The 19,395-nt window shown below is 74.7% G+C and carries 19 protein-coding genes; 8 read left to right on the top strand and 11 right to left on the bottom strand.

The annotated features are described in order from the left end of the window. The first annotated feature begins 234 nt into the window (after positions 1–234). The 3 genes from OHA30_RS16220 to OHA30_RS16210 all read left to right on the top strand — a co-directional run bounded on the left by OHA30_RS16220 (position 235) and on the right by OHA30_RS16210 (position 3,263). Positions 235–1,980, top strand: coding sequence for a SpoIIE family protein phosphatase (locus tag OHA30_RS16220; protein WP_328914554.1), 1,746 nt, complete (start codon positions 235–237; stop codon positions 1,978–1,980). Between the two features lie 176 nt (positions 1,981–2,156). Beyond that, complete coding sequence (locus OHA30_RS16215) at positions 2,157–2,576, top strand: J-domain-containing protein (protein WP_328914553.1); 420 nt, start codon at positions 2,157–2,159, stop codon at positions 2,574–2,576. A gap of 93 nt (positions 2,577–2,669) precedes the next feature. Further along, positions 2,670–3,263 (top strand): hypothetical protein, encoded by a 594-nt coding sequence (locus OHA30_RS16210; protein WP_328914552.1) that lies wholly within the window; start codon positions 2,670–2,672, stop codon positions 3,261–3,263. On the opposite strand, the gene OHA30_RS16205 is transcribed toward OHA30_RS16210, so the two are convergent. Further along, on the bottom strand, positions 3,248–4,339 hold the full coding sequence (locus tag OHA30_RS16205; RefSeq protein ID WP_328914551.1) for a hypothetical protein: 1,092 nt from the start codon (positions 4,337–4,339) through the stop codon (positions 3,248–3,250). The genes OHA30_RS16210 and OHA30_RS16205 overlap by 16 nt on opposite strands. A 306-nt stretch (positions 4,340–4,645) precedes the next feature. On the opposite strand from OHA30_RS16205, the gene OHA30_RS16200 reads away from it, so the two are divergent. Then, positions 4,646–4,909: a hypothetical protein gene (locus tag OHA30_RS16200; protein ID WP_328914550.1), complete on the top strand. Its 264-nt coding sequence runs from the start codon at positions 4,646–4,648 to the stop codon at positions 4,907–4,909. A 95-nt stretch (positions 4,910–5,004) separates the two neighbouring features. On the opposite strand, the gene OHA30_RS16195 is transcribed toward OHA30_RS16200, so the two are convergent. Further along, positions 5,005–5,502: a DUF5949 family protein gene (locus tag OHA30_RS16195; protein ID WP_328914549.1), complete on the bottom strand. Its 498-nt coding sequence runs from the start codon at positions 5,500–5,502 to the stop codon at positions 5,005–5,007. A 350-nt stretch (positions 5,503–5,852) separates the two neighbouring features. On the opposite strand from OHA30_RS16195, the gene OHA30_RS16190 reads away from it, so the two are divergent. Beyond that, positions 5,853–6,140 (top strand): chaplin, encoded by a 288-nt coding sequence (locus tag OHA30_RS16190; protein ID WP_328917881.1) that lies wholly within the window; start codon positions 5,853–5,855, stop codon positions 6,138–6,140. Positions 6,141–6,312: 172 nt separating this feature from the next. On the opposite strand, the gene OHA30_RS16185 is transcribed toward OHA30_RS16190, so the two are convergent. Further along, positions 6,313–7,182, bottom strand: coding sequence for a tyrosinase family protein (locus OHA30_RS16185; protein ID WP_328914548.1), 870 nt, complete (start codon positions 7,180–7,182; stop codon positions 6,313–6,315). Between the two features lie 27 nt (positions 7,183–7,209). After that, complete coding sequence (locus tag OHA30_RS16180; RefSeq protein WP_328914547.1) at positions 7,210–7,653, bottom strand: tyrosinase family oxidase copper chaperone; 444 nt, start codon at positions 7,651–7,653, stop codon at positions 7,210–7,212. A 335-nt stretch (positions 7,654–7,988) separates the two neighbouring features. Between OHA30_RS16180 and OHA30_RS16175 the strand changes: the two genes are divergently transcribed. Continuing rightward, complete coding sequence (locus tag OHA30_RS16175) at positions 7,989–9,317, top strand: glycoside hydrolase family 26 protein (RefSeq protein ID WP_328914546.1); 1,329 nt, start codon at positions 7,989–7,991, stop codon at positions 9,315–9,317. Positions 9,318–9,419: 102 nt separating this feature from the next. Then, positions 9,420–9,878 (top strand): carboxymuconolactone decarboxylase family protein, encoded by a 459-nt coding sequence (locus tag OHA30_RS16170; protein WP_328914545.1) that lies wholly within the window; start codon positions 9,420–9,422, stop codon positions 9,876–9,878. 303 nt (positions 9,879–10,181) lie between these two features. Here the strand turns inward: OHA30_RS16170 and OHA30_RS16165 are convergent, their stop codons facing one another. Genes OHA30_RS16165 through OHA30_RS16135 form a run of 7 tightly spaced genes read right to left on the bottom strand, consistent with a single transcriptional unit; the run spans position 10,182 to position 18,689 of the window. Continuing rightward, on the bottom strand, positions 10,182–11,363 hold the full coding sequence (locus OHA30_RS16165) for a GNAT family N-acetyltransferase (RefSeq protein ID WP_328914544.1): 1,182 nt from the start codon (positions 11,361–11,363) through the stop codon (positions 10,182–10,184). Next, positions 11,360–11,998 carry a lipopolysaccharide biosynthesis protein gene (locus tag OHA30_RS16160; protein WP_328914543.1) on the bottom strand — a complete coding sequence of 213 codons (639 nt, stop codon included), beginning with the start codon at positions 11,996–11,998 and terminating at the stop codon, positions 11,360–11,362. Before OHA30_RS16160 ends, OHA30_RS16165 begins: the two co-directional genes overlap by 4 nt. An 8-nt stretch (positions 11,999–12,006) precedes the next feature. Next, positions 12,007–13,260 (bottom strand): glycosyltransferase, encoded by a 1,254-nt coding sequence (locus OHA30_RS16155; protein WP_328914542.1) that lies wholly within the window; start codon positions 13,258–13,260, stop codon positions 12,007–12,009. Beyond that, positions 13,257–14,027 carry a polysaccharide deacetylase family protein gene (locus OHA30_RS16150; RefSeq protein ID WP_328914541.1) on the bottom strand — a complete coding sequence of 257 codons (771 nt, stop codon included), beginning with the start codon at positions 14,025–14,027 and terminating at the stop codon, positions 13,257–13,259. The genes OHA30_RS16155 and OHA30_RS16150 overlap by 4 nt, the downstream gene beginning before the upstream one ends. Next, a complete protein-coding gene (locus OHA30_RS16145; RefSeq protein ID WP_328914540.1) occupies positions 14,024–16,159 on the bottom strand; it encodes a lipid II flippase MurJ in 2,136 nt (711 codons plus the stop codon). Before OHA30_RS16145 ends, OHA30_RS16150 begins: the two co-directional genes overlap by 4 nt. Next, entirely contained in the window at positions 16,156–17,520 is a 1,365-nt protein-coding gene (locus OHA30_RS16140; protein ID WP_328914539.1) for an O-antigen ligase family protein, read from the bottom strand. The genes OHA30_RS16145 and OHA30_RS16140 overlap by 4 nt, the downstream gene beginning before the upstream one ends. Continuing rightward, entirely contained in the window at positions 17,520–18,689 is a 1,170-nt protein-coding gene (locus OHA30_RS16135; protein ID WP_328914538.1) for a sugar transferase, read from the bottom strand. The genes OHA30_RS16140 and OHA30_RS16135 overlap by 1 nt, the downstream gene beginning before the upstream one ends. Before the next feature lie 400 nt (positions 18,690–19,089). On the opposite strand from OHA30_RS16135, the gene OHA30_RS16130 reads away from it, so the two are divergent. Continuing rightward, a complete protein-coding gene (locus OHA30_RS16130) occupies positions 19,090–19,230 on the top strand; it encodes a hypothetical protein (RefSeq protein ID WP_328914537.1) in 141 nt (46 codons plus the stop codon). Positions 19,231–19,395 lie beyond the last annotated feature (165 nt).

Below are 19,395 nucleotides of genomic sequence, written 5' to 3'. Positions count from 1 at the left end.
AACGCCCGCCCTCGCTGCCTTCGTGCCCCGAGCCCCGATCCGGACCGCCCCGCTACGTCCCTGCGCTCGCGCGCGGGTGGTGGCGGAACGGCGAATGGCTCGCGGGCCCGGGGTTGCGGGGCGGGAGGGGGTGCTGGAATCGCCGATTCGTGGCGCTGCGGGCACTGTGGAACGTACGAAGCGCGTACGTACTCCCGGCGCGCCGGCCGCCGGTCCGCGAGGAAGGGACGCCCGATGCACGTCGACCCTCCGGGCCCGGGCGGCTCCGAGCCCGGGCCCGGCTGCTCCGGGCCGCCCCCGCTCGACCCCATGTGGCACGCCCTGCTCGAAGGCACCGACGCCGGTATCGCCGTCCTCGACAACGACCTGCGCTACGTCTACATCAACCCCGCGCTCGCCCGGATGAACGGCGTCGCCGTCGACGCGCACCTCGGCCGGACGCTGTGGGAGGTCCTGCCGGGGATCGACGCGGGAGAGGACGTCATGCGGCAGGTGCTGGCCGACGGCGAGCCGCGCGAGACCGTCGCCAGCGGCCAGACCCACGCCCCCTCCCCGCACCCCGAGCGCTACTGGCAGGGCCTCTACCACCGGATCGAGGACGACGGCGGCCGCACGCTCGGCCTGGGCGTGGTCGTCCTGGAGGTCAGCGCGGACCGCGAGACCCGGCGCGACCTCGAACTCGCCCGCGAGCGCCTGCTCCTGCTGGACGCCGCCGCCGTACGGATCGGCTCCACCCTGGAGATGGACCAGACCTGCCAGGAACTGGCCGACCTGCTGGTCGAGGTGCTCGCGGACGCCGCGACCGTCGAAGTGCTGGCGATGGGCGGCCGCGAGGGCCACCGCCCGCCACCATCGGGCACCCTGCGGCTGCGGCGGGCCGCGATGGCGGCCAGGCCCGCGCTGCGCGAGAAGGTCAAGGCGTTCGGCGTGCGCGGCGAGTACGTCGACTACCAGGGCGGCTCGGCGATCCCGCGCTGCCTGGAGACGGGCCGCCCGGTCGTACAGAATCTGCTGCCCGACGACGAGATGAGCCGGTCCGCGCCGAACACCGAGCGGGTCTCCGCCTACCGCGCGGCCGGCATCCACTCCGGGCTGATCGTCCCGCTGGCCGCCCGCGGCGGCCAGATCGGCACGGTCTCCATGGTCAGGGCCGGTGCCTCGCCCGCCTTCGACGACGAGGACGTGACCATCGCCACCACGCTCGCCGACCGGGCCGCGATCAGCCTGGACAACGCCCGCCGCTACACCCGCGAGCACGACATCGCCGTCGAGCTCCAGCGCGCCCTGCTGGCCGCGCCGCCCGCCATCCCGCACCCCGGCATCGACATCGCCACCCGCTATCTGCCGGCCGGCGCCTCGGACCTGGTCGGCGGCGACTGGTTCGACACGGTCGCGCTGCCCGGCGGGCTCACCCTGCTCGCCATGGGCGACGTGATGGGCCACGGGGTCGGCGCGGCCGTCGAGATGAGCCAGTACCGCTCGATGCTGCGGGCCGTCGCGGGCCGGGGCGACGCGCCGGACCGCATCCTGACCCGGATGGACGGGCTGCTCACCTCGGCCTGCGCCGAACGGCCCGCGACCTGCCTGCTGGGCCTGGCCGACCCGGCCCGCGGCGGCTGCTGGTTCGCCAGCGCGGGCCATCTGCCGCCCGCCGTCGTCACCCGCGCGGGCGGGGTCGAACTGCTCGACGTGCCGCCAGGCCCGCCGCTCGGCGCCGACCTGCGCGGCATGTACGAGACGGTGTACGTGCCCTGGCGGAGCGGGGACACGCTGCTGCTCTACACCGACGGCCTGGTGGAACGCCGTACCGAGGACATCGACCGCTCGCTCGCCCGGCTCGCGGGGCTGCGCCTGCCGCACACGGAGGGGCCGCTCGACGCGCTGCTCGCGCGGATCGTGGAACGGCTCTCGCCGGCCGCCGACGAGGACGACGTGGCCATCATGGCCGCCCGTGTACGGCCGCCGACCGTCGCCCGGTAGGCGGGGGGGTACGACGCGCGTCCGCGTTCCGGCGGGCCCGGCGGCGCGGCCGGGTTCGCCGGCGGACCGATGTGCCGAGGACCGGTTCGTACCCGGCCCCGCCCGAACCCCGGCTCTCCTTGTAGCCTCGAAGGCGTGGGCGCCGCCGCCCGAGCCTTCGGACCGAGGAGTGAGGCATGACCGAACGCAAGCCGCCGGGTGTCCCCTTCGAGACATGGGTCGACAAGCAGATCCGCGAGGCCGAGGCGCGCGGTGACTTCGCCGACCTGCCGGGCGTCGGCAAGCCGCTGCCGTCGCTGAACACCCCTTACGACGAGATGTGGTGGATCAAGGGGAAGATGCAGCGCGAGGGGCTGTCCTTCCTGCCGCCGTCGCTGCTGCTGCGCAAGGAGGCGGAGGACGCGGTGGAGGCCGTGTCGCGGGCCCGCTCCGAGGGACAGGTACGGCGGATCGTCGCGGAGATCAACGAGAAGATCGAGGCAGCGATCAGGCGCCCGCCGGAGGGCCCGCCGCTGGGCCTCGCGCCCTTCGACGCCGAACAGGTCGTGGCCGACTGGCGCGCGGGTCAGCCGGAAGGCAACGCCCAGGCGGGCTGAGCCGGTCGGGGTACGAGCCCGCGCTCCTGGCCCACCGCCCGTCGGCCGGGCCACCCTTCACCCGGAGCCGAACGGCCTGATAGGCAGGGGCCCATGCGTTTCGAAGCCGTTCCCGAGCCGCCGTCCGTCGAGGCCCGGCCCCACGACGTCCGCGGCTACCCCGTACCGGCGATCACTCCGTGGGCGGACGAGCAGCCGCAGTTCGCGCTGACCGACCCCGCCCGCAGCGCCGAGTGCGCCCGGCGGCGGCTGTGTTCGGTGTGCGGCACGCTGATGCCGCGCGGCCCGGTGTGGCGGGTGGTGGGCGCCACGGAGAGCGGGGCGATCGCCGAGGCGCTGGCGGCGGGCCGGCCGTACCGCAATCTCGCGCCCACCCTGGAGGGCCCCGGCCACCGGGCGTGCATGCTCTACGCCTCGATGGTGTGCCCGTATCTGGCCCGGCCCAACGCCCGGCGCGGTCTGGCGGCCGAGGGCCCCGACGACATGACGGCGCATGTCGTACGGGGCGCGGTGCGGGGCGAGTCGGGCGCGGTCGTCGGGTTCGCGGACTACGAGTTCGCGATCACGCCGACGCAGACGCTGTTCCGTTTCCTCGACGTGGTCGAGTTCCTGCCGCACGACACGGCCGACGCGCACCTCGACGAGCTGCGCGCCGAACTGGCCGCGCGGGCTCAGGAGGTCCGGTAGGCGGGCAGCCCCTGGTAGCCGGACACCTTCACGGGCGCCCGCGAGCCGTCGGCCGGCAGTGTCACGACGCCGTCGGCGGTACGGGCGGCGATGGTACGGCCGTCGGGGGACCAGGCGGGCTCGGTGTAGTCGGTGGTGGCGTGCGGGGTGAGGTCCTTGTACACCGGGCCGTCGTCAGCGGAGTGCTCGACGAAGAGGTGGTCGTGGCCGCCGACTGAGCGGACGAAGACGATGTCGAGCTGGTCGGGCGTGGGCGACAGCGCGGGCTCGGAGCCCTGGGTGAGCTGGTAGCCCTGCTGCCGCAGGTAGTCGTCGCGGATGTAGACCTCACCGTCGGCGGAGTTGGCGTACACCGAGGTGCCATGGTTTCCGGCGGCGTTCGGCCAGATGTTGCCGGTCTGCGGCAGCGGCTTGGCGTCCTCGCCTGAAGCGGAGCCGAGGCTCAGCGCCTTGGGAGTGGCGTACTGACCCGTGGCGGGTACCCGGTAGAGCTTGGAGACGCCGCCGGAGCGGACCACGAAGATGAGGTGGTTCGTCCGCACATCGGGGTCCGAGTAGTCCGGGCGGATCTGCCAGGTGGGGTGCGACCAGGTCTGGCCGCCGGGGTTCTTCGCGGCGATCACCCGGCCGCCGCCGTCGGGGTCGCTGACCGCGAGGTCGCCGTCGCCGTCGATGAAGACGGCCTTGGCGCCGTTCGGGGACCAGGCCAGGTCGCGGACCTCGGTGCCGAAGTCGACGCGGGTGCCGTTCATCACGACGTAGCGGGTGCCGTCGCTGATGGTCAGTCCGTTGTTCGCGGTGCCGTTGAGGGTGGCCGAGGAGCCGGCCGGCTTGGCGGACACGGTCGCGCTCGGCGCCTGGGCGCTGCCGTCCGCGCCCTTGCCGGACCCCTTGCCGGACCCCGAACCGGCCGCCGCCGCGCTGCCGTTCGCCGTCGGGGCGGTCGCGGGGTCGGCCACCGGGTCGTTCGGCCCGCACGCGGAGAGCAGCAGGGCGGCGCCCGCGGTGATGCCCGCGGTGAGCGCGACGGCGGCTGCGGTGCTGCGGCGATTGCGACGGCGGCCGGAAGCGGGCATGACGGTTCCCCCAGAACGAACGGTGTCGGCGGTGCGCACACTGCGCTGAGTACAGCGTGCCGAGGCAACGTCGCCGCGCTGTGCGGTAGTTGTCACGGACGGGCAACAGGGTCCCGGACCGCCGCCGCGCGGCCCCCGTACGTCCGTCTGCGCGGCCTCCGTACGGCCCCTCCGCGCGGCCCCGTAGGACCCCCGTGGCGCCCTCGCGGGGCCTCGGTGCCGCCCGAAGAGTGAACCGGGTGGACGCGGGGTGACGGAGGGTGGGTGAGGCGTGCCCTCGCGGGGGGTTGGGGCGTTGTGCCGGGCATGAACGTATGCCGAATCCTCACCACAGCCGCCGCCGGTTCCTTCCTGCTGGCCGCCGCCGCACCCGTCGCACAGGCCGCCGACCTGAGCAGCACGCTGACCAGTACCGCGGTGACCGCACAGGCCGCGGGGGAGCAGGCCGGGACGGCCACCTCCGGGGCGCTCCAGGAGACCGGCGTGAGCCAGAAGGTCTCCGCCGTCAAGAAGGCCGTGCGGGCCGGGGCGGACGCGGTCAGCGCGGGGAACGAGCTGGTCAACGGCTGACCGGCGGCCGTTGCCGTCCGTACGAAGGGCGTCCCCTCCCGGCGCGGGAGGGGACGCCCTTCGGCGTGTGGCGTGAGGCGTGAGGCGCGCGGTGGCTACCTCAGCGAGCCGATCGGAACCAGGCAGTGCGCGGCCGAGCGCAGCACGTCCTCGTCGGAGGCGAACGCGCGCAGCGCCTCCTCGGTGACCTCCGTGCCGGGGGCGGCCGTGGGCCAGGGGCGGGAGGCGAGGATGACGTACACCCGGCCGCGCGCCCGGGCAGCCGCCGTCCACTGGTCGGGGACCGGGCAGGTCACATGCAGATACGGCATGGTGAGGACCGCCTTGCCGCCCTCGACGAGCAGCTTGACCGGTACCTTCGGGGCGTGCTCGATCTCCAGGATCGCGCCGCCCACCGGCAGCCCGATCTCCTTGGCCGCGGCGGTCACCGCGTCCCCCGTCCCCTCGGGCCCGTCCACCCCGTCGCCGAGCGAGTACGCCATCAGGAACGGCATGTCGGCGCCGTCCTCGTATGCGCCGGCCCACGGGATCACCACGAGGGTGCCCAGGCGGCTCTGGAGTGACGGCGCGGACGCCGTGTTGGTCTGGCTCATGGGCCGGACCCTAACGGCCGAGCGGCCCCTTTCCCGGCGGATGTCACCTCACCGGGGGACGGCAGGGCGCGGGATTCCCCCGTTCGTGGAGTTGTCCGACCGGATTTCCGTCAGATGTCCCGCATGAGCCCCCCGTGTGTTTCCGCCGCGACGTTCTTCAGGGTTATGTCCGCCGGTCGCACAGGTATTCCATTACGGGCGGCCGTTCACCGTGACGGCGTATTCCGGTACGCCGTCACCGGTTCAGCTCAACTTGCGTGACCATCGGCGAACTCGGCCCGTTGCGCAGGTCGTCAAAAGGCCGCAGGTCCTGCGGCTGTGTTTCGTCGTTTCGTCTCAGGGAGATCTTGATGTCGCGTATCGCAAAGGCTGCGGCGATCACCGCCGCCGCGGGTGCCGTTCTGGCCGGTGGCGCCGGTGTGGCCGCTGCCGACGCCGGTGCCGCGGGTGCCGCGGTCGGTTCGCCGGGTGTGCTCTCCGGCAACCTCCTGCAGGTTCCCGTGCACGTTCCGATCAACCTCTGCGGCAACACCATCGACATTATCGGGCTGCTCAACCCGGCGTTCGGCAACCAGTGCGAGAACTCCTCCACCGGTTTCGGCGGCGCCGGTGGCGGCGACAACGGTGCCCAGTACTGATCCGGTGCCTGTACGGCCTCCCGTCACCTCGCGTGCGGGAGGCCGTTCCCCTGCCCCGGCCGCTCCCCGGCGGGGATAGGCCGGGTCGGCGCCCCGACCGCCCACTGCGGGAGCTGGGGCGTCAGCCCGCGTGTTTTTTGGTCGGGCTTTCTGCTCGCTCCCTTCGCGGGCGTCAGCCCTCCTCGTACGTATAGAACCTGCGGTGGTCCCACAGTTCCGACGGCTTCACGTCGAAGGGCGGCATCGGCTCGTCCGCGCTGATCACCCGGCCGTGCTGGGGGTCCGCCGCCGACAGCGGCCGGGCGGGCAGGTAGCCGGAGCCGGGGTGCGCCCGCTGCCAGCGGGCCCAGATCAGGTCGATGAAGGCGTGGTGCAGCCAGAACACCGGATCGTTCGGTGAGGTGCCGCCGATCATGTGGCCGCCGACCCACTGATGCACCCGGTTGTGCAGATAGCCGCCCTGGGTGTCGCTGACCGTCCACCCCTCGATCTTGTTGCGGAAGCCCCGCGTGTTCTGCCCGGAGTTCCACGGCGCGGTGTCGTAGACCGCCGTCGTCAGCGCGTCGTTCAGCTCGGCCGCCGTCGGCAGCACGATCGGCCGGTCCGGGCGGCCGATGTTCCGGGTCAGATAGCGCTCGTTGGTGACGCCGTAGACGATCGGCCAGTCGCCGGTCCGGTACGCGAAGGGGCCGGTCGTCACCTGGCCGTCGCGGTCCCGTCCGTCGCCGCCCATGAAGTCCGGGTCCCACAGCGGTGAGTCCGCCGCTCTGTCCCGGGTCCAGTCCCAGTACGGGACGGTGACCTGCGGGTCGATACCGCGCAGTTCGCCCTCGAAGGTGAGCAGGAACTGCCGGTGCCAGGGGAAGAACGTGGGCGCCATGTGGGCCACCCGCAGTCCGGTCTCGCCGTCGGCGGCGAAGTACTGGCCGTGCAGCCTGACGTACTTGTCGTACCCGCCCCTTCGCTTGAGTTCCAGGACGGCCTGGACGAACCGCGCGCGCTGGGCGCTGGTCAGATTCCGCTGGTTCACACGGGTGTACACCGGACGGGTCCCCTCGACATCGGTCGATCAGTGGTGGTGCGGGGCGATCGCGGACAGCGGGGCCCGTCCGATCACGTCGACCGCGGCCCGGGCGGTTTCGCGCGGGGTCGGGTACGGCTGGTAGTGGTTGGCCATGCTGATCAGGCTGCCGTCCACCCGCCGCATGACCTCAAGGGGACGTCCGTCCACGAGGATCTCCACCCCGCTGGGCGCGGCCGAGTCGTAGCCCTGGATACGGCGTCCCCGATAGACCTCGTCGAAGAGCACCGCGCCCGTGCCGTCCGCCGGCGGCGTCTGAGCGGCCCCGGCCCCCGGGGCCCCGGCGTCCTTGCCGTCCGCTGTGTCCGCTGAGTTCGCTGTGTATGCCGTGTCCGTCGCCGTGGTGCCCGGCTCTCCGGCGGCGAGCATCGGCCACAGCGCCGCCGTCGTAGCGGCCGCGGCGGTCACCGTGGTGAGGCCGGTTCTGAGCACTCTCCTGCGCGTCACCATGTCCGAGTTCTCCCATTCGCCCGCGGCCGGTCGTCGACGCGGCTCATCTTGCAGCCGTAGGGGTGAGAAACGGCGGATTATCAGTGAGGGTAAGCCGAAAATTCATCCGCCCGAGTGATATCGCCCTGGGCTTCCTGCCGGTAATAGCGGGGTAGCGGTAATTCGCTGTCCGCCAATGCGCGGCGCGGCGCGCCCGGTCGAATTCATGTGCGGACACACGGGCGGCAGGAGAATACGGAGAATAAGTTCTTCATACGTTATGACTTAACGGGACGAGGTGTCTTTCCGGCGCCGGTGCTACTGATCGAGGAGCGACGATGGCCGACCGCCGTCAGTGGTGGACGAGAACGGGCCTCGGAGCGGTCGCGGCCGCCCTGCTGCTGTCCGGCCCGGCGACGTCCGCGCTCGGCGACGAGGCGACGCCCGGCTCCGGCGCAGTCGCCGACTCCGCTTCCGAAGAGACGACGGCCGCTTCCTCTGGATCCGCCGACCCGGCCGCGTCCGCGCCCTTCTTCGCCGTCCCGCTCGCGGGCGAGCTGTCCCCGCTGGGCGCGTTCACCGACTCGGGCGCCGACGGTGTGGCGAGCCTGGCCGAGCTCCAGACCTGGCTCGGCGGCACCGAGGTCCGGGTCGGCCACACCTATCTGCCCGGCGACAACTGGGAGAGCATCGAGGGCGACGACGAACTGCTCCAGCCCTGGGCGCAGTGGACCCGGGCCGCGTCCGGCCGGATGTTCGTGCTCAACGTGCCGATGCAGCAGAACAACGAGGACCACCTCTCCGACCAGGAGGTGCGCGACCGGATCCGCTCGGGCGCGCGCGGCGCGAACGACGCCCACTTCACGGCCCTCGCCCGCCGCCTGGTGAAGCTGGGCGTGCCCGACACGGTGATCGTGCTCGGCTGGGAGATGAACGGCACCACCTACACCCATCGCTGCGGCCCCGATCCGGCGGACTGGAAGACGTACTGGAAGCGGATCGTCACCGCCATGCGGGCGGTGCCCGGGCAGCACTTCCGCTTCGACTTCGCGCCGAACCGCGGCCAGGACGCCATCGCCTGGACCGAGTGCTACCCGGGCGACGCCTCCGTCGACGTCATCGGCATGGACTCCTACGATCAGCCGCGCGGCGAGACCTTCTTCGACGAGGTGACCGAACCGTACGGACTCCAGGCGCAGGTGGACTTCGCGGCCGCGCACAAGAAGCCGATCTCGTACCCGGAGTGGGGGCTGTTCAGGAACGGCGACGACCCCGACTACATGAGCCTGATGCTGGAGTGGATCTTCGCGCACCGGCCGCTCTACCAGACGCTCACCGACTACTGCCCGCACGGTGTGCTCCAGTGCACGGAGAACCCGAAGGCGTCGCAGGTGTACCGGGCGCTGCTGTACGCGCGGAAGACCGCGCCCGCCGGGGGTACGGCGGCGGCCGCGAGTCCGGGCGGCACGCCGACGCCGACTCCGACACCAACGCCGACTTCGGCCCCGGCCGTCACGGGTGCGGGGAGCGCCGCGCCGGCCGGTGCGTCCGCCGCGTCCTGCGTGCCGATGGAGCTCACCGACACGCTCAAGGTGACCTACGACAGCGGTCAGGTCTGCGTGGAGCTCCGGCCGAGGGAGTCCGCGGCGCCGGTGGCCACCCCGTAGAGAGTTCTTCGAAAACGTTCCCTTCCTTCGGTCACACTTCGCCGCCCGGATCGGTCAGTGAGGTGCAAGGCGAACACACGAGAGCCCCGGAGGGCAGCAACGATGCAGGCACGTATGAAGAACCCGGCGCAGATCGTCCCCGGCGCGATGCCGGCGGTCCTCGACCTGTACAAGGCCACCTCGAAGGGTGGGGTGGCGTCGGCCACGCTGGAGCTGGTCCATCTGCGGGCCAGCCAGATCAACGGGTGCAGCGCGTGCGTCGACGCGGGCGCGCGGGCCGCCAAAAAGGGCGGAGAGAGCGACGAACGGCTCTTCGCGGTCGCGGCCTGGCGTGAGGCGCCGTACTTCACCGACGCCGAGCGGGCCGCGCTCGCGCTCACCGAGGCGGCGACCCGGATCGCCGACGGCGCGCCGGGCGTCACCGACGAGATCTGGGCGGCGGCCGCCGCGCACTACGACGAGGAACAGCTCGCCGCGATCGTCCTGATGATCGGCGTGACCAACCTCTTCAACCGGCTCAACGGCGCGACCCGCATGGTGGCGGGCCCGAACGCCTGGTGACGCCCGGCCGTGCGGCGTGAGGCGGCAGGCCCGCTGGGCCGGGCGGATCGCCTCGCGCGGCACGGCGTGGGTCCGCGACAGCGCACCTCGGTTCCACCGGGCCGTGACTCCGCCGGTCACGGGCTTCGGGCCCGAGGCCCGGCCCGGTGGTTGCCGGGGCGCGCCTGCCGCACGTGGTCGTCCGGCGCTGCGTCAGATCCGCCGGGTCGCCTCGCCCGCCGCTGTCGGCACGGCCTTCGGGCCCGGGTCGGGGCCGGCGGTTGCGGCGGTCGGTCAGACGCGTCCGACGCGGTGCCGCGTCCGTCAGGCCCTCGCGGGGCGCGCGAGGTGGTCGTTGAGGCGGGCGTGCCAGGCGCGGAGGGCGGGGAGGCGGCGGGCCGCCGCGGAGGTCAGGCGGGTGCGGGCCGTCGCCAGGGCGGCGTAGGTGCGGAGGACGGGGGCGAGCGGGCGGCGGGCCAGCAGCAGGCGCTGGTTGACCCGACGCTCCGGCCGCCAGTGCGACTTGTACGGTTCCGCGCCGCGCAGCAGGCTCAGCGCGGAACGGCCGCCGCCCGCCGCGTGCCGTACGCCGTGCCGCATCAGCAGCGTGGTGACATCGACCTTCGCCGCGCGCAGACCGGGGTGGGCGCCGAAGAGATAGCCGCCCGCGAGGCCCGGCGAGAGCACGACCAGATTCGCCGCGACCACCTCGCCGCCCCGGCGGAACTCCGTGACCACCGCCTCCCCCGAGGCCACCATCAGCCGCGCGGCACGGGTCAGATGCGCGGCGAACCTCGGCCGTACATGCTCGGGCGTCACCCCGCGGCCCTGCCACTGCGCCCGGTGCAGCCGCAGCATCGTCGCCACGGCGGCCGGTACCTCGTGCGGCGCGGCCTCGTGCTCCTCGATACCGGCGGCGGCCAGTTTCCGCAGGTCGGAGCGGATCCGCTGGCCGCGTGAGCTGCCGACCCTGGCGATCAGCCGCTCCATCGGCAGGCCCGGCAGCTCCAGGCACACCGAGTCCGCGAGCCGCCGCTTCGGCCCGCGCCAGACGTCGTACAGCCGCTCGGCCGCCGCGCCCGGCCGCACCTCGCGCAGATCGACCAGCGCGCCGCGCGCCGCCCGCCGTACCCCGAGGGCCAGTGCGGCGGTCGCCTCCCCGGTGTCGTCGGCGTCGATCAGCACGTCGGTGTAGTCGGTGATGTCGCCGCCGAGCGGGACGAGCACCGGCAGCGGGCGGTACACGAGGGTCAGCGCGGCCGCCGCGACCAGGCGGGGGCCGCGGCGGACCAGCACCAGCCGCAGCCGGCCGGGGACGCCGTACGACAGCCACCAGGAGTGCAGCCACGCGTGGCTCTGGAAGGGTGTCGCCGCCGGGCAGCGGCTCATCAGCGCGGCCCACTGTGGGGCGAGGGCGGCGAACTCCCGCGGGTCGCGGCAGACGCCGACCGACAGCGCGGGGGCGGCCCGTACGGGCACCGGCCGGGAGGGCGCCGCGGAGGTCACACCGCCGCCCGGGCGGGTTCGGACCGTACCGGAGCCGGTACGGCCGCCGCCTCCCGCTCGTACCGCCGTTCCTTCGGCCGTACGAGCAGCGCCAGCGCGCCCAGCAGGCCGCCCGCGCTCGCGCCGACCGCGCCGGACAGGGCGGCGGACGGCGAGGCGGGGGAAGCGGGCGGGTCGGCGGGCGCGAAGACCAGCAGGCGTACGCCGGTGCTCGCCGCGTCGCGGTCACCGGTCGCGGTGAGCGAGCGGGCGACGGCGTTGGCGATGCGGGCCGCGGTCGTCCCGCGCGTCGCCGTGCCGGTCACCGCGATCATCGGCGCGTCGGGGGACGTCTCCGTCCGCACATGGCCCTTGAGCACCGCGGCGGAGGTGCGGGCCGAGCCCTGGGCGCCCGCGAGTACGGCGGACGCCGTGGCGACCCGGCCGTACGCCTGGGCGAAGCCGAGGGCGGTCGCGGAGTCGCCCGCCTGTTTCGGTACGACCATCACATAGCTGGTCGCGGAGTACATCGGGGTCGCCGTCAGGCCGTAGCCCAGCCCGCCGAGCAGCCCGATCGCGATGCCGAGTGGCAGCGGCAGCCACGGCGGCACGCGTCGGCGGGGAGCGGGCCCGCCGGGGTCGCGGATCTCGTCCATGTGCCCGCTCACTTCTCGGCGGGCGCGGCCGACGCGGCGGGCCCGGTGGCCTGCGCGGCGACAGAAGCGGATGCGGAAGGGGCGGCGGGCGCGGGTACGGCGCCGTTCTGCTGGGCGTCCCGCGCGGCCGGCAGCGCTCCGGCCGAGGCCCCCGCCGCGCTCGCCGCCGGCGTACGGCGGAACCACCGCCGCCGCTCGGTGGCCTGCGCGTACAGCGCCATCACGCGCTCGGCCGTACGGGCGATGTCGTACCGCTCGACGGCGGCGGGCACCGGCAGCCGGCGCGGTCCGGCCAGCCGCTCCTCGCGGAGGACGGCGGCCAGCTCCTCCCGGGTGATCCGACGCGCCCCGGGAGCCTCCTCGGACGCCAGGTCCTCCACGGCGGGGCAGGCCGTGTACAGCGCGGGCAGCCCGGCCGCCAGCGCCTCGACGACGGCGACGCCGAACGCCTCCTCCGTCGAGAGGGACACGAACAGGTCCATGGCGGCGAGGAGTCCGGGCACCTCGCCCTCGGTCAGATGGACCCGCGAGGCCAGCCGCAGCTGGTGGATCAGCCGCAGCAGCCCGAACCGCTCGGGCCCGTCGCCCACCAGCAGCAGATGGGTGTCGGGGGAACCGGCCACCGCGCGGATCAGGGTGTCGAAGTTCTTGCCGGGGACCTGGCGGCCCACCCCGCCGACCACGAAGGCGTCCCGGGGGATGCCGAGCCGGTCACGCGTCTCGGCGCGGACGGCCGGGTCGAAGCGGAGGTGCGACGGCTCGACGCCGTTGGGCACGAGATGCACGCGCGGCGAGGGGACGCCCCACTCGTCGAGGCGGTGGGCGACGGTCGGGGAGACCGCGAGGGTGCCCTTGCCGAGCCGTTCGGTCGCCCGGTACAGGGCCCGGGTGCCGAAGCTCAGCGGACGTCCCTCGATCTGCGTGGCGCCGAGCGAGTGCTCGGTGGCGACGACCGCGCGCACCCCGGCCAGCCGCGCGGCGGGCCGCCCGTACACGCAGGCGCGGTAGAGGTGGGTGTGCACGAGGTCGTAACGCCCGGAGCGGATCAGGGAGGTGAGCCGGGGCAGCGCGCTCAGATCGCGGTTGCCGCGCATCCCGAGGTGGGTGACCGGGACACCGTCCTCGCGGATCGCGTCGGCCAGCGGGCCGGGGTTGGTGAGCGTGACGACCTCGCAGTCGGCGGTCAGGTGCCGCAGCAGCAGCCGCAACTGCCGCTCGGCCCCGCCGACCCCGAGTCCGGTGATGATGTGCAGTACCTTCATGCGATCTCTCCTGGGAGTGCCGTGAGTTCGGTGCGGCGAATGCGGTGCAGGAAGCGTTTGACGTGCAGGCGGGCGGAGCTGTCGCGCTCACCCGCGTAGGTGCGGGGCAGGGCGTGCAGTCCCGCGAGCGGGCCCGGGTCCACCGCGCAGGCGTAGGCGTATCCGGCCCGGCGCACGGCGAGCAGGACCCGGGGGTCGACGGCGCCGTACGGGTAGCAGAAGCCGCCCGGTACCGCGCCGGTGATCTCGGTCAACAGCTGGCGGCTGTGGGCGACTTCGGCGGTCAGCGCGGCGTCGTCCAGGGCGGTGAGATCGCGGTGGGCCAGGCCGTGGCAGCCGATCTCCATGCCGGCCGCGCGGGCCTGCCGGATGCCGTCCGCGGTGAGCAGCGACCGGCGCGGGCCCTCCTCGTCCCAGGTGTTGGTGCCGCCGAGCCGCCCGGGCAGCACGAACACCGTTGCCGTGTGGCCGAGTTGGTGCAGCAGCGGCAGCGCGGTCTCCAGGAAGTCGGCGTAGCCGTCGTCGAAGGTCAGCCCGACCAGCCGACCGGCCCGGCCCTCGGCGCGGGCGGCGAGCAGTTCGCGCATGCTGACGCCGTTCAGCCCCCGGCGGCTGAGCCAGCGCAGATGCCGGGAGAGCCGGTCGGGGCTGACGGTGACCTGGTAGGGGTCGTTCCTCGGGTCGCCCACCGAGTGGTACATCAGCGTCCAGGGCGCGCGGCGCGCGGCGCGGGGGGTCGCTCCGGTGGTGACGAGGTCTGCGGTCATGGGCGAGCCCTTCGTGTCACGGTGGCGAGCAGATACGGGACTTCGGGCGCGCGTACGGCCGCGGCCGCGGCGGCGAACGCGGCGGGTACGGCCAGCCCGCAGGCCAGCGCGGCGGTCAGCGGGTCGGGCACCCGCGTGGTCAGCGCCCACCCGGCGGCGGCCGCGACGGCGGCGGCCAGCACGGTGCGGGCCAGGCCGGGGGCGACCGCGCGGGCCCGTACGGCGACGCTGCGGGACCCGAGCCCGCGCAGCAGCAGCGCGGCGGTGACGGTGATGCCGCCCGCGTTGCCCGCGGCGATCCCGTACACCCCCCACGGGCCGGTCGCGGTGGCGTCCACCACGCCGGTGACCAGCAGGCCGACGGCCATCGCGGCGGCCGGGTACCAGGTCGGGCGGGCCGCCGAGAAGTACGGTCTGACCAGCGCGCCCACGAGGCTCTGGCCGAGCAGGCCCAGCGCGTACACCCGCATCACCCGGGCCGTCGCGGCGGTGTCGGCGGCGTCGAACTCCCCGCGCTGGAAGAGCACATGGACGATCTGCGGGGCGCACGCGACGACGTACGCGGTGCCGAGCAGCACGACCAGACAGGCGAGCGCGAGGTCCCGCTCGACCCGCTTCCCGGCTCGCTCCCGGTCGCCCTCGGCGAGCGCGCGCGAGACGACGGGGAAGGTGACCGTGCAGATCATCAGCGACAGCGCCATCGGCAACTGGGCGACTTTCTGGGCGTAGTTGAGGTGCGAGATCGCTCCCGCGGGGAGGGGGGAGGCGAAGTACCGCTCCAGCAGCACTTGGGCCTGGCGGCCGAGCGTGAACAGCACGACAGGAGCGACCAGCGCCAGGCCCAGCGCCTGGCGCTGAACTCCAACGCCCACGGGCCCGCCTGCGGCGGGCGTGAGCGGCGTGGTGGCGGCCACCGGTGGCCGGGCTCCGGCGGCCGCCGGTCCCTCGCCTGCGGCGGTGGGCTCTGGTGCCGAGGTCGTCGGCTGCTCCCCTGCGGGGGTGGCCGTCCACGGCCGGGCTCCGGCGGCCGCCGGTCCCTCGCCTGCGGCGGCGTCTTCGCGACCTTGTGCGGTGGTGGTTGCCGCGGCGCGTGCGGTGGGGGCGGGTAGCGCGGGGGCATGCGGCTGCGGCGGGGTCGGGGGGTGGCCGCTGTCGGTGGTGAGTCGGGGTACTGCCTCACCGGCGGTGGCCGGGGGTACGGCTGCCGCGGCGGTCGTCGGGCTGCCCTGGGCGGCGGCCGCCGGGCCCTCGCCCGTGGTGGGCACGGGTAGCGCGGGGGTGGGCGGCTGCGGTCGGGGCGGCGGGCAGCCGCCGGCAGTGGTGGGTCGGGGTGCCGGCCCGGGGGCGGGTTCCGGTGTCGGGAGGGCCGGTTGTTCGTCGGTGGTGGGCGCGGGAAGCGTGGCGTCGGGCGCTCGCTCGACGCCTGCCAGGGTGCCGGGGCCGTGGCGCAGGATGCGGGTGAAGGAGGGGAGTTGGACCGCGATCATGAGGGCGCCGCCCACCGCGACCCCGGCGGCCGCCGTCCGTACGCCGAAGCGGTCGTGCAGGACCAGGAGGGTGGCGACGATCCCCACGTTGTACGCCACATAGATCGCGCCGGGAGGCAGGAAGCGGCGGTGCGCCCGCAGCGCCGCGCTGAGATAACCCGCGACGCCGAACGTGAGCACGGTGAACGCGGTCAGCCGGGTGCAGTCCACCGCCGCGCGCGGATCGGCCAGACCGGGGGCCAGCACCCGCACGACATACGGTGCCCCCGCCACCAACCCGGCGGTCAGCACCCCGAGCAGCACCAGCAGCCGCGGCAACGTACCCCGGACCAGGCCGCGTACACCGCCGCGCGCCGCCCCCCTGGCCAGCACCGCGCTGAACGCGGGGACCATCAGCAGCGCCATCGCGTCCTCGATCAGCACGGTCGCGGCCATCTCCGGCACCGTCCAGGCCACCAGGAACGCGTCGCTCTCGGCCCCGGCCCCGAAGAGGTGCGCGATGGCCTGGTCGCGCACCAGCCCGAGGCCCGACCCGGCCGCGGACAGCGCGGCCGTCACCCCGGCGGCCCGCGCGAGGCCGTGCCGCCGGGGGGCTTTGCGGATGCGGGAGTTCCCCGGCGGCACAGCCTCGTACGCGGCGGTCATCGGGACCGCTCCCGCGCCGGGTCGAGCGCCCACCAGGCGGCCAGTCCCAGGACCACCGCGGTCAGCACGGTGCAGGGGCCGCCGATGTCGGCGTAGAGGAAGTCGACGCAGCTCCACAGCAGGAGGCCGACGGCCGCGAGCCCGGTGGCGCCGGCGCTCCCGTCGCCGTGGTCGGCGTTCCCCCGGCGGACACGCAGCAGCCGGCCCGTACCCGCGACCAGGCCCGCCGCCCAGCAGCCGGTGAGCAGCACACAGCCCAGCAGGCCCTGTTCGGAGAGCGTCAGCAGATACATGTCGTGCGGCGACAGCAGCGGTTCGCGGGTGAACGCCTGGCCCGCGCCCGCCGTGTCGCTGCCCGAGGACAGCGCGAGGGAGGCGTGCGCGTCGCGTTCGTCGGGGAAGCGCTTGAGGCCGACGCCGGTGACCGGGTGCTCGCGCCACATCGACAGGGCGGCGGACCACAGGGCGTACCGGTCGGTGACCGAGGGGTCGGGGGCGTCGGTGACGCGGGTGATGCTCGCCAGCCGGTCGCCGATCAGGTGCGAGCCCACGCCGACCCCGCCGACCAGCAGGACCGCGCACGCGGCGAGCACGCCGAAGACCCGTACCGCCTGCCGCCGCCCCGCCAGTACGGTCATCGCCGCGCACGCGACGGCCGTGGCGATCCACGTACCCCGGCTGAACGACACGGTGAGCGGTACGGCCAGCACGGCGGCGCAGCCGAGCGCGGCCAGCCTCGGGCGGCGCGGGCCGGGTGCCAGCGCGCGGCCGACCGCGATCACCAGGCCGTACGCGACGACCGTGGCCATGCCCATGATGTCGGAGGGCCCGAACGTGCCGACCGCGCGGATGTCCTCGCCCATGTACGAGGCGCCGGTGCCGGTCGCGTACTGCCACACGCCCACGCCGCCCTGGACGAGGGCGAGTACGACCAGCGCCCCGGCGACCACCGCGAAGTCCCGCCGGTCGCGCAGCAGCAGTACGAGCGCGGCGGGCACGAGCACGAACACCTGGGCGTAGCGCAGGAATCCGGCGAGGCCGGCGGCCGGGTCGGCCGAGGTGACGGCGGCGACCGCGAAGCCGATCAGGGGAGCGCCGAGTACGGCGGCGGCCGCCGGGGTGAGCGGGCGGCGGCGGTCGCGCAGCAGACGGACCGCGCAGGTCAGTACGAGGACGGCCGAGGCGGCGTCCGCCGGGGTGACCTTGCCGGACGCGCGGACGTCGCCGGGGGCGACGGGTGCGGCCAGCAGCAGGACGGTGGCGAGGGCGGGTAACAGGGGTGCGAGCCAGCTGAATTGAGCTGGTGTCAGTCGATGGGGCCGCGTCGGCTTCCGGGTCGCGGCGGTCGCGGCGAGTGCCATCAGCTGCCGCCGAGCCGGAAGAGGGCGAGGGCCGTGCGCAGCAGGATCGCGATGTCCTGCGACAGCGTCCACGTGTCGATGTAGTGGTTGTCGAAGCGGGCGCGGTCGGCGATCGAGGTGTCGCCGCGCAGCCCGTGCACCTGCGCGAGCCCGGTGATACCGGCCGGCATCCGGTGCCGGTCCCGGTAGCCGGGGTGGACGTCGCTGAACTGCTCGACGAAGTGCGGGCGTTCGGGGCGCGGACCGACCAGGCTCATGTCGCCGCGCAGCACGTTCCACAGCTGCGGCAGCTCGTCCAGGGACGTACGCCGCAGCAGCCGGCCGGCCGCGCTCATCCGTTTGTCGTGCGCGATGCTCCACAGGGTCGCGGCCTCGTGCACGTCCCCGGGGCGCAGCGTACGGAACTTCAGCAGCGTGAACGGCCGTCCACCCAGCCCGACGCGTTCCTGCCGGAAGATCACGCCGGGGCCGTCCGCGAGCCGTACGGCCAGCGCGCAGGCGGCGAGCACGGGCGCGAGCGCGAGCAGCGCGGTGGCCGCGACGACGGCGTCGAGCGCGCGCTTCGCCCGGCGGGCGGCCGGCGCGGCGGGGTACGGCTCCCCGGGAAGCGGGCGGCACGCGTAGCCCCACAGGTGGTGGGGGCCCGATACGGGGGCGCCTTCCGCGCCGACCTCCCACACCGGGCACCCGCGCGCGGCCAGTGCGCGTACGGTCGCGGCCGACCGGGCGTCGAGCGCGGCGGCGGGTCCGGCGACGAGGGCGCAACGGGCGGCGTCGGGGCCGGCCGCCGGTCGCAGGCCGTACTCCGGGTGGGCGCGGAGCACGGCGGTGATCCGGCGGGCCGCCGGGCCGCTGCCCACAATCAGCGCGGCGGTGGGCCGGCGGAGCCGGTACGCGAGGGCGCGCAGGGCGACGGTGGTGAGCGCGGTCAGCGCGACCGCGCCGAGCAGGTCGCTCCAGCCGAGCGCGTCGCCCGGCGCGGTCGCGGCGACGGCCGCGGCGGCGAGGCCCCAGACGAGTACGGTCCGGGAGACGAGGAGGGGCAGTTCGGCGAGCGCGGAGGGCGCGGGGGCCGGCCGGTGCGGCCCGGCCGCGCGGTGCGCGAGCAGCAGAACGCCGAGCAGCGCCCCGGCGAGCACCACCCCACCTCGCGGCTCCGCCAGGGCCAACCCCGCCACCCCACCCCCGACATCGGCCCCCACCACTCCCCAGCCCCGACCGCCGCCTCGCGGCGCAGCGACATCGGCGGGACCCCCCGCCGGGCCCGTGCCCCCGCTCCCAGCGCCGCGCGGCGCGGCTACGGCGCCGACGGCCGCCGGGCCGGTTACGTGGGCGCGGGTCCCAGATCCCCCCATCGGGCCGATGGCCGTGCTGGCGGACGGGGTTGTGACGGCGGTTTCGGCCGACGGGCCCGCGTCATCCGCGTGCGTGCGCGGTGGGGATACGGCAGTAGGGCCGGCGGGGTTGGCCGCTGGGCCGTGCGCGGCTCTGTCGGCAGCCGTCTCGCCTGCGGGGGCGTTCGGGGGCGTTGGGGTGTCGCTCGCGTGGGCGCGCGCTGGGGATACGGCGATGGCGCTGGGAACGGTCGCGGCGCTGCTCGCGCGGGTGCGGGGCGCGGAAACCTCGGCGGGGGCCGCCGGGTCGGCGGCCGTGCTGGCGGACGGGGTGGCGACGGCGGTTTCGGCCGCCGGGCCCGCGTCATCCGTATGAGGGCGCGGTGGGGATACGGGGGCAGACCTCGCGGGGTGGGCCGCCGGGCTATTCGTGGTTCTGTCGGCAGCCGTCTCGCCTGCGGGGGCGTTCGGGGGCGTTGGGGTGTCGCTCGCGTGGGGGCGGGTTCCCGAGGTGGTGGCCAGGTCGGTGGGCTCGGGGCAC

Origin of the sequence: Streptomyces sp. NBC_00223 (assembly GCF_036199905.1) — a bacterium.
Classification (GTDB): domain Bacteria; phylum Actinomycetota; class Actinomycetes; order Streptomycetales; family Streptomycetaceae; genus Actinacidiphila.
The sequence above is the reverse complement of the archived record's forward strand: the minus strand, read 5'-3'. Positions and strand labels throughout refer to the sequence as shown.